We start from the raw sequence: 15,619 nt of genomic DNA, 5'->3' as shown, positions 1-15,619 counted from the left end.
GCATGGACGAGGCACCCGTCGATCGTGAGCCCCGCACCGTGAGCGACATCCCCACCGTCGTCTGCGACGGCGTCGACATCATCTACCGGGTCAACGGCACCGGCGCCGGACGCGGCTCCGCCACCGCCGCCCTCAACCGCATGCTGCGCGGCAAGAAGCGGGCCGAGAACGCGGCGGGCGTCCGCACGGTGCACGCGGTCAAGAACGTCTCCTTCGTCGCCTACAAGGGCGAGGCGATCGGCCTGATCGGCAGCAACGGCTCCGGCAAGTCGACCCTGCTCAAGGCGGTCGCCGGCCTGCTCCCCGTGGAGAACGGCGCCATCTACACCGACGGCCAGCCCTCCCTCCTCGGCGTCAACGCGGCCCTGATGGGCGACCTGACCGGCGAGAAGAACGTCTACCTCGGCGGCCTCGCCATGGGCATGTCCCGCGAGGAGATCAAGGAGCGCTACCAGGACATCGTCGACTTCTCCGGCATCAACGAGAAGGGCGACTTCATCACCCTCCCGATGCGGACCTACTCCTCCGGCATGGGCGCCCGGCTGCGCTTCTCCATCGCCGCCGCCAAGGACCACGACGTCCTGCTCATCGACGAGGCCCTGGCCACCGGTGACGCGTCCTTCCGCATGCGGTCCGAGGAGCGCATCCGCGAACTGCGCCAGCACGCGGGCACGGTCTTCCTGGTCAGCCACAACAACAAGTCCATCCGCGACACCTGCGAGCGGGTGCTGTGGCTGGAGCGCGGCGTGCTGCGCATGGACGGGCTGACCGAGGACGTCCTCGCCGAGTACGAGGCCTTCACCGGCGACAAGTCCGACAAGACCAAGGCGAAGCCCAAGCCGAAGCCGAAGCCGAAAACCACGCCCCCGGCGCAGGCCGACGCCCCGAGGATCGCCCAGCCTTCCTGACCCGGTCAGCGACAGAGAGAGGCGCCCCGGACCTCACCGGTCCGGGGCGCCTCTCTCTGTCGTACGGCTACGAGTGCGTGCGCAGCAGCGTCCGCATCGTCCGCATGGCCACCGAGAGGTTGGCCAGGTCGAAGGAGTCCGAGCTGCGGATCTCCTCCAGGGTGGTGCGGGCCCGGCCCAGGATCGCGGTGTTCTTCTGCTCCCAGGCCTCGTACCGCTGCTCAGGCGTCGACGTGCCGTTGCCCGCGGCGAGGACGTCGGCGGTGAGCATCGCGTGGGCCGCGTACAGGTCCTCGCGGATGGAGGCGCGGGCCATCGACTGCCAGCGGTCGGCCCGCGGGAGCTCGATGATGCGGTCCATCAGCTGGGTGACGCCGAGCCGGTCGGCGAGGTCGTAGTAGACCTCGGCGACGTCCAGCGGCTCCTTGCCCGTGCGGTCGGCCACCGAGACGATGTCCAGCGCCGGGAAGGCGGAGGAGAAGCCGGCCACGCGGGTCGCGACCTCGGCCGGCACGCCGGCGCCGGACAGCTCGTCGTACACGTGCTGGTACCACTCCAGGTCCGCGCCGCGCAGCAGCTTCGGCAGCTGCTGCCAGACCTGTTCGACCCGCTCGGAGAAGAAGTCGACGGTCTCCAGGAGCTGGAGCGGCTGCGGCCGGTTGTTCAGCAGCCAGCGGGTGCCGCGCTCCACCAGGCGGCGGGAGTGCAGCCGGATCCGGGTCTGGACGGCCGCGTCGACCTTGTTGTCCAGTTCCTCCACCGCGTCCCACACCGGGGCCGAGCGGAAGATCGCGCGGGCCGCGGTCTGCGCCCGGACGATCTCCTCCAGGGAGGCCCCGGTCTCCTCGCGCAGCCGGTGCAGGTAGGTCGTGCCACCGGTGTTGACGGTGTCGTTGACCAGGACCGTGGTGGTGATCTCGCGGCGCAGCGGGTGGGTGGCGAGCGCGGCGGCGAACCGGTCGCGCAGGGCCGTCGGGAAGTACGCGTGCAGCAGGCTGCTCAGGTACGGGTCGTCCGGCAGCGAGGTGGCCAGCAGCTCGTCGGCGACCGTGATCTTCGTGTACGCCAGCAGGACGGCCGTCTCCGGGCCGGTCAGGCCCTGGCCGGTGCCGATGCGCTCGCGGATCTGGCGGTCGGTGGGCAGGAACTCCAGGGCCCGGTCGAGGTGGCCCTCCCTGACCAGGTGGCGCAGGAAGCGCTGCTGGGCGTGGAGCATGTCCCCGGACTGGGCGAGCGCGTTGGCGATCGCCACGTTCTGCGCGTAGTTGTTGCGCAGCACCAGGGCGCCGACCTCGTCGGTCATCTCGGCGAGCAGCTTGTTGCGCTGCTTGACCGTCATGTCGCCGTCCGCGACCACGCCGTTGAGCAGGATCTTGATGTTCACCTCGTGGTCGGAGGTGTCCACGCCGGCGCTGTTGTCGATGGCGTCGGTGTTGATCTTGCCGCCCTGGCGGGCGAACTCGATCCGGCCCAGCTGGGTCAGGCCCAGGTTGCCGCCCTCGCCGACGACCTTGACGCGCAGGTCGGCGCCGTCGACGCGGATGGCGTCGTTGGCCTTGTCGCCGACGTCCGCGTTGGACTCGGTCGACGCCTTGACGTAGGTGCCGATGCCGCCGTTCCACAGCAGGTCGACCGGCGCCCCGAGGATCGCCTTCATCAGGTCGGCCGGGGTCAGCTTGGCGACCTTCTCCTCGATGCCGAGGACCTCGCGGATGTGGCCGTTGACCGGGATGGCCTTGGCGCTGCGCGGGAAGATCCCGCCGCCCGCCGAGAGCAGGTCGGTGTTGTAGTCGCCCCAGCTGGAGCGGGGCAGGTCGAACAGGCGGCGGCGCTCGGCGTAGGAGGTGGCCGCGTCCGGGTTCGGGTCGATGAAGATGTGCCGGTGGTCGAAGGCGGCGACCAGGCGGATGTGCTCGCTGAGCAGCATGCCGTTGCCGAACACGTCACCGGACATGTCGCCGATGCCGACGACCGTGAAGTCCTCGCTCTGGGTGTCGACGCCCAGCTCGCGGAAGTGCCGCTTCACGGACTCCCAGGCGCCGCGCGCGGTGATGCCCATGCCCTTGTGGTCGTAGCCCGCGGAGCCGCCGGAGGCGAAGGCGTCGCCGAGCCAGAAGTTGTAGCTCTCGGCGACCTCGTTGGCGATGTCGGAGAACGTCGCCGTGCCCTTGTCGGCCGCGACCACCAGGTAGGTGTCGTCCTCGTCGTGCCGGACCACGTCCTGCGGGGGCACGACCTCGCCGGCCACCATGTTGTCGGTGATGTCGAGCAGCGCCGAGATGAACGTCTTGTAGCTGGCGATGCCCTCGGCGAGCCACGCGTCCCGGTCCACGCCCGGGTCGGGCAGCTGCTTGGCGACGAAGCCGCCCTTGGCGCCGACCGGCACGATGACGGTGTTCTTCACCATCTGCGCCTTGACCAGGCCGAGGATCTCGGTACGGAAGTCCTCACGCCGGTCGGACCAGCGCAGACCGCCGCGCGCGACCTTGCCGAAGCGCAGGTGCACGCCCTCGACCCGCGGCGAGTACACCCAGATCTCGAACGCCGGGCGGGGCGCCGGGAGGTCCGGGATGGCCTGCGGGTCGAACTTCATGGAGACGTAGGAGTGCGGCTTGCCCTCGGCCGTCTCCTGGAAGAAGTTGGTGCGCAGCGTCGCCTTGATGACGGTCAGGAAGGAACGCAGGATGCGGTCCTCGTCGAGACTCGCCACCTGGTCGAGGGCCGCGTCCAGCTCCTCCAGGAGGGCGTCGGTGATCTCCAGGCCGGCCTTCTGCCGGTCCGGCGACATCCGCGCCTCGAACAGGGAGACGAGCAGCCGGGTGGTGTGGACGTTGTTGCGGAGGGTGGTCTCCATGTAGTCCTGGCTGAACGTGGAACCGGCCTGCCGCAGGTACTTCGCGTACGCCCGCAGCACCATCGCCTGCCGCCAGGTCAGCCCGGCGCTCAGCACCAACGCGTTGAAGCCGTCGTTCTCCGCGAGGCCGGTCCAGGTCGCCGCGAACGCGTCCTGGAAACGCTCCCGGCCGTCGTCGCCGAGGTAGTCGCCGTTGCCGCCGCCGGACACCTTCGGCATGCGCAGCCCGAAGTCGTAGATCCACGCGGTCGTCCGGTCCGCGCAACGCAGTTCGTACGGCCGCTCGTCGATCACCTCGACGCCCAGCCGGTTCAGCACCGGCAGCACGGCCGAGAGGGAGATCGCCGCGCCCTTGCGGTAGATCTTGAAGCGGCGCTCGCCGGGAGCGGCGCCCACCGGCTCGTAGAGGCTGAGCGCGAAGTCGTTGCCCGGCTCCTCGGTGAGGCGCTCCAGGTGGACCAGGTCGGCGACCGCCGCGCGCGGGGTGTGGTCGGCCTTGTAGCCCTCGGGGAAGGAGTTGGTGTAGCGGCGCTGCAGCTCGGCCGCGCGCTCCTCGCCGCACTCGGCGTTGAGCGCCTCGGCGAACGCGTCGGCCCAGGAGCGGGCCGCCTCGACCAGGCGGGCCTCGATGCGGTCCTTGTCGGTGTCGGAGAGCTCGGGCAGCTCGGTGCCCTGCGGGACGCGCACGACGAAGTGCAGCCGGGAGAGGATCGACTCGGTGTTCCAGGCCGTGAAGTCGACGCTGATGCCGCCGAGCTCCTCCTTCAGGATGTCGATGATCCGCAGCCGGACGCCGGTGGTGTAGCGGTCGCGCGGGAGGTAGACGAGGGCCGAGTAGTAGCGGCCGTACTCGTCCTGGCGCAGGTAGAGCCGCAGCCGGCGGCGCTCCTGGAGGTAGAGCACGCTCGTGACGATCGACTCCAGCTCCGGGACCGGGGTCTGGAACATGTCGTCGCGCGGGTAGGTCTCCATGATCTGCATCAGGTCACGGCCGTCGTGGCTGTTGGGCGAGAAGCCCGCCCGCTCCAGCACGGCGTCGACCTTGCGGCGGATCACCGGCACCCGGCGCACCGACTCGGTGTAGGCGGCCGACGAGAACAGGCCCAGGAAGCGCCGCTCACCCACCACGTTGCCGTCCGCGTCGAACTTCTTGACGCCGACGTAGTCCAGGTACGACGGCCGGTGCACGGTCGCCCGGCTGTTGGCCTTGGTCAGGACGAGGAGCTTGTGCTCACGGGCCTTGGCGCGCGCGTCGGCCGGGAGCCGCTCGAAGGAGGGGCTGACCGGGTGGCCCTCCTCGCCGGAGTGCTGCGGGTCGGAGCGCAGGATGCCGAGTCCGGTGCCGGGTACGGCGGCCAGCGAGTCGTCGTCGCGCAGCTGGTACTCGCGGAAGCCGAGGAAGGTGAAGTGGTCGTCGGCCAGCCAGCGCAGCAGCTCGCGGGCCTCCTCGACCTCGGGGCGCGGCAGGTCGGCGGGGACCGGCTCCTCGCCGAGGTCCTCGGCGACGCGGACGGCCGCCTCGCGCATCTTCTCCCAGTCCTCGACGGCCTCACGGACGTCGGAGAGCACGCGCAGCAGGTCGGCGGTGATCTGCTTGAGGTCGGAGCGGTCGGTCTCCCGGTCGATCTCGACGTGGATCCAGGACTCGGTGTACGTGTCGTGCGGCAGTTCCTCGCCGACGGCCGGGGTGGGCAGCACCTCGATCAGCTTGCCGGTGAGGTCGCGGCGGACGGCGATCTGCGGGTGAATGACGACGTGGATCCCGCGGCCCTGCCGGGTCAGCTCGTTGGTGACCGAGTCCACGAGGAAGGGCATGTCGTCGGTGACGACCTCCACCACCGTGTGGGTGCAGGTCCAGCCGTTCTCCTCGACGCTCGGGGTGTGCACCCGGACGTTCGCGGTGCCCTGCGGGCGGGTCTCGGCGAGACGGTAGTGCGAGACGGCCGCGCCGAAGACGTCGACCGGGTCGCGGTCGGCCAGGTCCTCCGGTGCGGTGTGCAGGTAGTAGCGCTGGAGGAACGCGAAGACGGACTCCCGGTCCGCCTCTCCCGTCGTCCCAGTCGGTAGGTGCCCCCCGGCCGGGCTGTTCTCAGCTACCCGGGCGGCCCGATCGAGCAGCTCGGCCTTGGCTTCGTCCAGCTTGGTCTGCATTGTCCTCTGGCTCCTGTCGCGCGCCATTGCGTGACGTAGAAGGAAGTACGGGCTCTTCCCCCTGCGGCTCGACGCCACGGCCGGGTTCTCCGGTCTGCTCCGACGCTATGCCGCAGGGTGAGACGAGCGGGGGGTATTGAGCCATATTTGAGCTGCTCGGCAGGTGTGATGCTGCTCTCGGCAGCGCTCCTGCCTGGGCCGCCTTCGGCGCCCTCCGCCCGGGAAGACCAGCGACCGCCGCCCGGTCACGGAGGTGTTCCGTGCTCACCGGGCGCAGGGCAGGGGCACCGATGCCCCCGCGAACTATCGCGCTGATCACGCCACCAAGGCTATCGCTCCCGACCGGGGGGCCGTCATGAGCCGTATGTGTACAAAACAGGGGGCGGAACTTTGACGTTCTGCACAGGGCGCTGCGCGGGCTTGGCCGACATAGGAGCGGGGGGTGGCTGAAAACGGACGGCGATGGTGCGGGCGCTACCCAGCTGCGGGCAGGCGTGCCGCAGGGCGGCACGGGTGGGCGCAGCGGCACCCGGCCAGCGCCGGTGAGCGTCCCCACCCCCGGCCCCAGCCCACCGGCACCGGCACCGGCACCGGCTCACGCCACCAGCCGCTCCGCCTCCTCCACCGCCTCCGCGAGCGAGTCCACGACCGGTACCCCGACCTCCTCCAGACTCGCCCTCCCGTGCGACCCCCCGGTGTACAGCACCGCCCGCGCCCCCGCCGCCCGCGCCGCCACCGCGTCGTCCGCCGCGTCCCCGATCACCACGGTCCGCCCCGGGGCCACGTCCTCCAGCTGCCGCAGATGCCGCACCATGTGCTCGGCCTTGCTGCCCCCGGACGGCCCGACCCGCCCCTCCACCCGTACGAAGTGCGGCTCGATCCCGAACCCCCGCACCAGCGGGACCAGTTCGTCATGCACGTACATGCTCAGCAGCGACTGGCTGCGCCCCGCCGAACGCCAGCCGGCCAGCAGCTCGGCCGCCCCCTCGGTCAGCCCGCACCTGGCGCGGTGCTCGGCGTAGTACCGGTGGAAGATCACGTCCATGACCTCCCACTCGGCGTCCGTCGGCAGCCGCCCCATCAGCCGCTCGTAGAACTTCGGCACCGGCACGCAGTACAGCGCCCGGTACTGCTCCAGCGTGATCGGCGCGAGGCCCAGCTCGGCCGAGGCCGCGTTCGTCGCCCCGATGATCGCGTCGTTGTCGTGGAACAGCGTCCCGTTCCAGTCCCAGACAATGTGTGCGCTTTCGTGCTTCCCCATGCCAAAAACGCTACCCGCCGCCACTGACAATCAAGACCACGGGCACATCACCGCAGCTCACAGACGCTCCGCCGGCCCCTGTCACCCCTTGCCGGCCCCCGTCGGCCCGCTTCAGCCGTCGGTCCCCACCAGGTTCGGGATCTCCTGCGTGGCGTACCAGAGCAGTTCGTGGTCCTCGGCCCCGTCCACGACGAACTGCGCGTCGTCGTCCCCGCCGTCCGCCGCCTCCAGGGCGACGGCCGCCGCCGTCACGTCCTGCTCCGCGTCGTCGGAGTCGACGTGCACCGAGGCCGCCTTGGCCAGCGCCACGGTGCCGGTCACCCGGACCTCGCCCAGCGCCACCGGGTCGAGCCCGCGGTCCGGGTCGGCCGCCGCCGTACCGTCGGGCACGTCGACGGCGACCACGACCCGGCGCCGCATCGCGTCCGGGTCGGCGGCCAGCAGCCGCAGGGAGGCCAGCGCGGCCCGGTTGAGCGCGGCGTACTCCAGTTCCTCTATGTCGTCGGAGAGGTACCACTCGCGCAGCGCGGGTGTGACGGCGTAGGCGACGAAGGGACCGGTCCCCAGCTCGCCCGTCCTGTGCGCCTCGGCGAGCCCGGGGAGGGTCAGGGGGACGTACACGCGCATGGCTGGGCCGCTCTCTTCCGGACTCGTCGACTCTGCCGTCGACTCTCGACTCTGCTTCGGCACTGCGCCCCGCGGCAGGCCTGGCGCCTTCCGGAGGGCCTTCAGGATACGTGCGGGCGTCCCCTTTCGGGTCCCGGGAGGTGACGTCGGAGGCGTCCACCCGACGCCCCGCGATTCACCCTGTACGGCCGCGCGCCCAGCGGGTTTCCGGCACCCCGGACCACTCGGATAGGTGAACATTCCTGGACCTCCGACACGGACCGCCATCGCCTTGCTGCCGCCGTCTCCGTCCGTACAAGATCCGTAACCGAAAGTTACCGCCCGGTACTCGCCGGGCCCCGCCGAACGGGGACCACCGTGAACAAGGTCATGACCAGGACCGTCCAGCTCCGCCCGGCCGGCCGCCCGCCCGGCCGCCGCGACTCGCGCCGCCCTGGCGCCCCCGCCTCCCGTCGGCCGCTCACGCCTCCGGCGGCCCCGCCGGGCCCGCGCCCTACCGACCTCTTCGCGGAGCGTCTGCTGGCCGTCCTGAGCGGTCGCCGCCCGGTCCACTGGATGCTCCGGCACACGGCGGGACACGCCTACGACGACCTGGCCCGGCTCGCCGAACGCGGCCCCCTGCGCGCCCGCGGCAGCGACCCCGTCGTCCGCGACATCGGCTACTACGTCCCGCGCGCCGGCGCCCTGGAGGTCTTCGCCCGCATCGCCGCGGGCGACCGGCTGCGCGCGCTGGCCTTCCGCCTGGAACAGGGCGCGGACCTGCGCTGGCGCTGCACGGCGGTGGAGATGGGCGGCCCTCACGGCCCTCGCGACCCACGCGCACCGTACGACGACTGATGATCGCGGCGCGACGCGACGCGGCTCGGCCGGGCCGGGCCGCACGCCACAACTACCGCAAGCCGAAGGGCCGGCCCCCCTCTCCAGGGGTGACCGGCCCTTGCGAAGCGCTCGTCTCGTCGGCGCCGGGTTACTTCCTGCGGCCCCGGCGGCTCTTCGCCTGCTTGCGGCGCTCGGCGCGGGTCAGGCCGTCGGCCTCGGAGCGGGCCGGCTCGTCCTCGTCGTAGTCGAAGTCGCCCTCGACGAGGCCGCCCTCGCCGTCCACCGTGGCCGCCGAGAAGTGCATGCCCCGGCGCTGCGGCGCCTCAAGACCCTTCGCGCGGATCTCGGGACGGGAGCCCGCCTGGGCCGGCACCGCGTCCTGGACGCCCTCCGCGGTCTCGGTGTCCTCGACCGGGACCTCCTCGACCTGCTGCTCGACCTGGACCTCCAGGTTGAACAGGTAGCCGACGGACTCCTCCTTGATGCCGTCCATCATGGCGGTGAACATGTCGAAGCCCTCGCGCTGGTACTCGACCAGCGGGTCCTTCTGGGCCATCGCGCGCAGGCCGATGCCCTCCTGGAGGTAGTCCATCTCGTAGAGGTGCTCGCGCCACTTGCGGTCCAGGACCGACAGCACGACCCGGCGCTCCAGCTCACGCATGATCTCGGAGCCGAGCTGCGTCTCGCGCGACTCGTACTGCTCGTGGATGTCGTCCTTGATGGACTCGGAGATGTACTCGGCGGTCAGGCCCGCGCGGTCGCCGGCCGCCTCCTCCAGCTCGTCGACGGTGACCTTGACCGGGTAGAGCTGCTTGAAGGCGCCCCACAGGCGGTCGAGGTCCCAGTCCTCCGGGAAGCCCTCGGCGGTCTCCGCGCCGACGTACGCGTCGATCGTGTCGTCCGTGAAGTGCTGGATCTGCTCCTGCAGGTCCTCGCCCTCCAGGACGCGGCGGCGCTCGCCGTAGATGACCTCGCGCTGCCGGTTGAGCACCTCGTCGTACTTCAGGACGTTCTTACGCGTCTCGAAGTTCTGCTGCTCGACCTGCGACTGCGCGGAGGCGATCGCGCGGGTGACCATCTTGTTCTCGATCGGCACGTCGTCCGGCACGTTGGCCATGGACATCACGCGCTCGACCATCTGGGCCTTGAACAGGCGCATCAGGTCGTCGCCGAGGGAGAGGTAGAAGCGGGACTCGCCGGGGTCGCCCTGACGGCCGGAACGGCCACGCAGCTGGTTGTCGATCCGGCGCGACTCGTGCCGCTCGGTACCGAGGACGTAGAGCCCGCCGAGGTCCTTGACCTCCTCGAACTCGGCCTTGACCGCCTGCTCGGCCTTCTCCAGGGCGGCGGGCAGCGCCTGCGCCCACTCCTCGATGTGCTCCTCGGGGTCGAGGCCGCGCTGACGCAGCTCCGCCTCGGCGAGGTCCTCGGGGTTGCCGCCGAGCTTGATGTCCGTACCACGGCCGGCCATGTTGGTGGCCACCGTGACGGCGCCCTTGCGGCCGGCCTGGGCGACGATCGAGGCCTCGCGCTCGTGGTGCTTGGCGTTGAGCACCTCGTGCTGGATGCCGCGCTTGGAGAGCTGCTGCGAGAGGTACTCCGACTTCTCGACGGAGGTCGTGCCGACCAGGATCGGCTGGCCCTTCTCGTGCTTGTCCGCGATGTCGTCGACGACCGCCTCGAACTTGGCGATCTCGGTGCGGTAGATCAGGTCCGACTGGTCCTTGCGGACCATCGGCCGGTTCGTCGGGATCGGGACCACGCCGAGCTTGTAGATCTGGTGGAACTCTGCGGCCTCGGTCATGGCCGTACCGGTCATGCCGGACAGGCCGGGCTGTTCCTTGCCGTTGTGGTCGTGGCGCTTGTAGAGGCGGAAGAAGTTCTGCAGGGTGATCGTGGCGAGCGTCTGGTTCTCGTCCTTGATGTCCACCCCTTCCTTCGCCTCGATCGCCTGGTGCATGCCCTCGTTGTAGCGGCGGCCGGCGAGGATACGGCCGGTGTGCTCGTCGACGATCATGACCTCGCCGTCCATGACGACGTAGTCCTTGTCCTTCTTGAAGAGCTCCTTCGCCTTGATGGCGTTGTTCAGGTAGCCCACCAGAGGCGTGTTCACCGACTCGTAGAGGTTGTCGATGCCCAGCCAGTCCTCGACCTTGGAGACACCGGACTCGTGGATGGCGACGGTGCGCTTCTTCTCGTCGACGTCGTAGTCGCCGGTCTCCTCCTGGCCCTTGAGCGGGTTGCCGGCCTCGCCCTTCTTCAGGCGCAGGACCAGCTTGGCGAAGTCGCCGTACCACTTGGTGGCCTGGTCGGCCGGGCCGGAGATGATCAGCGGCGTACGGGCCTCGTCGACCAGGATGGAGTCGACCTCGTCGACGATGGCGAAGTTGTGGCCGCGCTGGACGAGCTCGTCCTGGGCCCACGCCATGTTGTCGCGCAGGTAGTCGAAGCCGAACTCGTTGTTCGTGCCGTACGTGATGTCGCACGCGTACTGGTCGCGGCGCTGGGCCGGCGTCATGTTGGCGAGGATGCAGCCGACGGAGAGGCCCAGGAACTTGTGGACGCGGCCCATCATCTCGGAGTCGCGCTCGGCCAGGTAGTCGTTGACCGTGATGAGGTGGACGCCCTTGCCCGCCAGCGCGTTGAGGTACGCGGGCAGGGTGCCGACGAGGGTCTTGCCCTCACCGGTCTTCATCTCGGCCACGTAGCCCAGGTGGAGGGCCGCGCCGCCCATGATCTGCACGTCGTAGTGGCGCTGGCCGAGGGCGCGCTTGGCGGCCTCGCGGACGGTGGCGAAGGCCTCGGGGAGCAGGTCGTCAAGGCTCTCGCCGTCTTCGTACCGCTGCTTGTACTCATCGGTGAGGGCCCGCAGCTCGGCGTCGGAGAGGTCGACGAAGTCCTCTTCGATGGAGTTGACCTGGTCCGCGATGCGGTGCAGCTTGCGCAGGATCTTGCCTTCGCCTGCACGCATGATCTTCGAGAGGACGGACACGGGGGTTTGTCTCCTTGCCGGTCGGGCCTGGGAGGGTCGGTTTCCATTTGACGTACTGAGCAACGGCCATCGTATGCGAGGACCCGGCCGTGTCGGGAGGCCTGTCGGCCCGACGGCCGTCCGCCGCTTTCCTGAGGGCCCTGCGAGCCCGTTTCACGCTTCATCCGGGACAACGGCCGGGGCAGGCGGATAGTGCCGCGCGGGAGCCAGGAATTGCGCGAAATGTGATCACTCGCTCACGGAGAGCGAAAACGATGGCGTAGCGGATGCCCCGGCGAGCAGAATCAGCCGATGGAACCCGTCACGCTCACCACCCCTCGTCTGCTGCTGCGCGCGGTCGGCCCGCAGGACACCGACGCGGTGTACGCGGCCGTCCAGGACCCCGACATCCAGCGCTGGACGACGATTCCCTCGCCCTACCTCGCCGAGCATGCCCGGAGCTTCACGGAGCAGATGGTCCCCGACGGCTGGGCGGAGGGCTCGATGTTCACCTTCGGCGTCTTCCTGCCGACGGGCGGGCTGGCCGGGATGCTCGCCCTGACCATGCGCTCGCTGGGGACGGCCGAGGTGGGTTTCTGGACCGCCAAGGAGCACCGCGGCCACGGCTACACCGTCGAGGCCACCCTCGGCGCCGCCCGCTGGGCGTTCACACGGATGGCGATCGACCGGGTCGAATGGCGTGCCGAGGTCGGCAACCACGCCTCCCGCGCGGTCGCCGAACGCGCGGGCTTCACCGTCGAGGGCACCCTGCGCTCCTCCCTCAACAACAAGGGCGTACGACGCGACTGCTGGGTCGGCTCCCTGCTCCCCTCGGACCTGGGCCTGCCCTCCGCGGCGCCCTACCTGCCGGCCCCCTCACAGGGCTGAAACCCCTGCTCGTGCCGGGCTGTCAGTGCCACCCTCTATCGTCCGACCCATGACGACCCTCCCGCGCCCCGCCGCCGCCCTCTCGGCGGACGAGGCCCGCCGAATCGCGCTGAAGGCACAGGGCTTCCTCGGTGCCCCCGACCGCCGCTCCGGCGTCCGGGGCGTGCTCCGCCACCTCGGCGCGGTCCAGCTGGACACCATCTCGGTCCTCGCCCGCTCTCACGAGCTGATCCCGTACGCCCGCCTCGGCCGCGTCGGCCGCAAGGCGGTCGAGGACGCCTACTGGCAGGCCGGATCTCCGGGCGCGTCACCGGCACGACCGCACGCCTTCGAGTACTGGTCGCACGCGGCCTGCATCCTCCCCATCGAGGAGTGGCCGCACTTCGCCTTCCGCCGCCGCGCCTACCGTGGCCGCCCGCACTGGAACCACGATCTCCCCGACGGCGTCTACGACCAGGTCATCAAGCAGCTGCGCGGCGAAGGCCCGCTCACCGCGACGGAGCTGGGCGGCGCGAAGAGGACCAGCGAGTGGTGGGACTGGTCCGGCACCAAGGTCGCCGTGGAGCGCGCGCTGATGTACGGCGAGGTGGTGTGCGTCGAGCGGCGCGGCTGGAAGCGGGTGTACGACCTGGCCGAGCGCGCGGTCCCGGGTGAGCTGCTCCACGACGAGCTGGACGACACCGAGTGCCTGCGCCGCCTGGTCCGGCTGGCCGGGCAGTCGCTCGGCGTCGGCACGCGCGCGGACATCGCCGACTACCACCGGCTCAAGGGCGAACAGGTCGACGCGGTGATCGCCGACTCCGGTCTGGTCCCGGTGGAGGTGGAGGGGTGGGGCAAGCCCGCCTGGGCGGACCCGGCGGCCCTGGCCGCGCCCCCGCGCGGCCGGCACCGTACGACGCTGCTCTCCCCGTTCGACTCGCTGATCTGGGACCGGGCGCGCACGGAGCGGATCTTCGGCTTCACCCACCGCCTGGAGGCCTACGTCCCGAAGCCGAAGCGGGTGCACGGCTACTACGCGATGCCGGTGCTGGCCGGCGGCCGGCTGGTGGGCCGGGTGGACCCGGCGCGCGAGGCCGGCGGCATCCTGGTGGCCCGCCAGGTCACGCTGGACGGCCCGAAGGCGGTCCCGGCGGTGGCGGAGGCGCTGGTCGAGGCGGCGAGCTGGGTGGACTGCATGACGGTGCGCGTGGAGCGCGTGGACGCCCCCGAGCTGCGCGAGCCGCTCCTCAAGGAAGTGACCCGCGCCCTGATCGCCGCGCTGCGCTGAACCGGTTCCGGCGCCGGCACCCGGCGCCGACGCCGACGGCCTCAGCGGATCTCGAGGATCTTCTCCCGCATCGCGTAGACCACCGCCTCCATCCTGGAGTGCAGCTGCAGCTTCTCCAGGATGTTGCGCACATGGTTCTTCACGGTGTTCTCGGAGATGAACAACTCCTTCGCGATATCGCGGTTGTTCATTCCCGTGGCGACCAGCTTGAGCACTTCGAGTTCACGGTCGGTCAGCCGCGGCGCCGGCACCAGCCGGCGCTCGTCGGTGCGCTGGATCATCGACTTGAACTCGGTGAGGAGTTTCGACGCCATGGACGGGCTGATCTGCGACTGTCCGTCGGCCACCGCGCGAATCGCGGTGGCCACCTCGTCGGTGGAGATCTCCTTGAGGAGGTATCCGGTCGCGCCCGCCTTGATCGCCTCGTAGAGGTCGGCCTCTTCGTCGCTGATCGTCAGCATGATGATCTTCGCGCTGGGTGCGACCTCCTTGATGGAGGTGCAGGCCTCGATACCGCCGCGCTTGGGCATCCGGACGTCCATCAGCACGATGTCGGGCAGCAGGTCGGCGGCCTTGTCGACGGCCTCCGCGCCGTCGCCCGCCTCCCCGACGACCTGGATGTCCTCCTCGGCGGCGAGCACGATCTCCAGGCCGCGGCGGAAGAGGGCATGGTCGTCGACGACAAGGACTCTGATCGGTTCCTTGCGTGGAGTACCGCCCGCGTCCGGGCCCATGCCGACGACGCCGCCGTCGGCATCACCGTCCCGCATCGGTCCGAAGCTGTCCGCCATCGTTCCTCCCCCTGAAGGCTGTGGCCTGTGGTGCTGTGCCATCCGCCAACCCAAGGCAGTGGCCCACCGGTTGGGCCACCCTGGCCATGATTCCATGCCCGGGCGACAACGGGGTGACCGAGCGGGGCGCGAAGTGGTCGCACACCGGTGCCCCTGGGGGCGCACACGCGCTTCCAGGGGCACAGGCTCAGCTGCCGACCGGGCCGGTCAGCCGCCCAACGTGCCTCCCGCCGCGGGCGGTTGCGCCTGGGCGACCATCGGGTCCGTGTTCAGGTGGATGACGCCGTAGTCGTACGCGTGCCGCCGGTAGACGACACTCGGCTCCTTGGTCTCGGAGTCGACGAACAGGTAGAAGTCGTGTCCGACCAGCTCCATCTCGTAGAGAGCCTGGTCGAGGGTCATCGGGGCGGCGACATGCGTCTTCTCGCGGACGATGAGGGGGCCTTCGCCCTGCACCTCGAGGGAGCCCATCTTCTTGGTGGGCACTCCGTCCGCGTCCTCGGAGTGGACGGGGCTGCCGTTCCCGTTGAGCGTCGCCGCGCCCGGGACGTGGTCGGCGACCTCGGCGGCCGGGATCCGCCGTGCGCCGCGGCGCGAGAACCGCTTGTCGTGCTGCTTGCGCAGCCGCGCGTCCAGCTTCTCCGCCGCCAGGTCGAGTGCCGCGTACGGGTCACTGGCCGCTGCCTCCGCCCGGATCACCGGACCGCGGGAGCGGAGCGTGATCTCCACTCGATCGCAACGGTCGGCCTGTCGGGGGTTGGGCTCCTTGGACACCTCGACGTCGAGGCTGATCACCTTGCCGTCGAGCTTCTGGATCTTCTCCAGCTTCAGCTTCTCGGCCACGTGCTTGCGGAACCGCTCGGGCACCTCGGTCTTGCGGCCCTTGACGACGATGTCCACGCAGAACTCCGTTCCCGGATCACTCCGCTGCACTGCGGAGCATCTCCCTTTTGCACCCAGCTCCGGTGAACCCCGGAGCCTCGGACTCGGCGACTTCACCTCCTCCTCCCCCATGGGCAAGATCTGCACCCCAGCACCGCGATGATTGCGGAAAACCCGCGGCACGGCATTCGGATAGGGGA

General features: G+C 70.4%; 10 protein-coding genes. 4 read left to right on the top strand and 6 right to left on the bottom strand.

Going from position 1 to position 15,619, the window contains the following annotated elements; genetic code table 11:
- The first annotated feature begins 2 nt into the window (after positions 1-2).
- On the top strand, positions 3-908 hold the full coding sequence (locus AB0D74_RS16285) for an ABC transporter ATP-binding protein (RefSeq protein WP_362586833.1): 906 nt from the start codon (positions 3-5) through the stop codon (positions 906-908).
- Between the two features lie 67 nt (positions 909-975).
- Here the strand turns inward: AB0D74_RS16285 and AB0D74_RS16280 are convergent, their stop codons facing one another.
- From AB0D74_RS16280 to AB0D74_RS16270, 3 genes are all read right to left on the bottom strand, one after another.
- The gene (locus AB0D74_RS16280) at positions 976-5,913 is read right to left on the bottom strand and encodes an NAD-glutamate dehydrogenase (RefSeq protein ID WP_362586088.1); all 4,938 of its coding nucleotides are present in this window, start codon (positions 5,911-5,913) and stop codon (positions 976-978) included.
- A gap of 595 nt (positions 5,914-6,508) precedes the next feature.
- Positions 6,509-7,174, bottom strand: coding sequence for an HAD family hydrolase (locus AB0D74_RS16275; RefSeq protein ID WP_362586085.1), 666 nt, complete (start codon positions 7,172-7,174; stop codon positions 6,509-6,511).
- Positions 7,175-7,285: 111 nt separating this feature from the next.
- Positions 7,286-7,801, bottom strand: a complete 516-nt coding sequence (locus AB0D74_RS16270; protein WP_362586081.1) for a hypothetical protein — start codon at positions 7,799-7,801, stop codon at positions 7,286-7,288.
- Positions 7,802-8,158: 357 nt separating this feature from the next.
- On the opposite strand from AB0D74_RS16270, the gene AB0D74_RS16265 reads away from it, so the two are divergent.
- Positions 8,159-8,638 carry an Rv3235 family protein gene (locus tag AB0D74_RS16265; RefSeq protein ID WP_362586078.1) on the top strand — a complete coding sequence of 160 codons (480 nt, stop codon included), beginning with the start codon at positions 8,159-8,161 and terminating at the stop codon, positions 8,636-8,638.
- A 130-nt stretch (positions 8,639-8,768) separates the two neighbouring features.
- Here the strand turns inward: AB0D74_RS16265 and secA are convergent, their stop codons facing one another.
- On the bottom strand, positions 8,769-11,612 hold the full coding sequence (gene secA / locus AB0D74_RS16260; RefSeq protein ID WP_362586075.1) for a preprotein translocase subunit SecA: 2,844 nt from the start codon (positions 11,610-11,612) through the stop codon (positions 8,769-8,771).
- A gap of 291 nt (positions 11,613-11,903) precedes the next feature.
- Here secA and AB0D74_RS16255 point away from each other — a divergent pair, with 291 nt between their 5' ends.
- Together AB0D74_RS16255 and AB0D74_RS16250 are read left to right on the top strand one after the other, a co-directional pair.
- Positions 11,904-12,479, top strand: coding sequence for a GNAT family N-acetyltransferase (locus tag AB0D74_RS16255; protein WP_362586072.1), 576 nt, complete (start codon positions 11,904-11,906; stop codon positions 12,477-12,479).
- A 49-nt stretch (positions 12,480-12,528) separates the two neighbouring features.
- Positions 12,529-13,746: a crosslink repair DNA glycosylase YcaQ family protein gene (locus AB0D74_RS16250; protein ID WP_362586069.1), complete on the top strand. Its 1,218-nt coding sequence runs from the start codon at positions 12,529-12,531 to the stop codon at positions 13,744-13,746.
- Between the two features lie 41 nt (positions 13,747-13,787).
- Here the strand turns inward: AB0D74_RS16250 and AB0D74_RS16245 are convergent, their stop codons facing one another.
- Positions 13,788-14,537, bottom strand: coding sequence for a response regulator transcription factor (locus AB0D74_RS16245; RefSeq protein WP_362586066.1), 750 nt, complete (start codon positions 14,535-14,537; stop codon positions 13,788-13,790).
- 207 nt (positions 14,538-14,744) lie between these two features.
- A complete protein-coding gene (gene raiA / locus AB0D74_RS16240) occupies positions 14,745-15,470 on the bottom strand; it encodes a ribosome-associated translation inhibitor RaiA (protein WP_362586063.1) in 726 nt (241 codons plus the stop codon).
- Positions 15,471-15,619: the final 149 nt, after the last annotated feature.

Source organism: Streptomyces sp. NPDC048278 (genome assembly GCF_040652195.1).
In the GTDB taxonomy this organism is placed as follows: domain Bacteria; phylum Actinomycetota; class Actinomycetes; order Streptomycetales; family Streptomycetaceae; genus Streptomyces.
The sequence above is the reverse complement of the archived record's forward strand: the minus strand, read 5'-3'. Positions and strand labels throughout refer to the sequence as shown.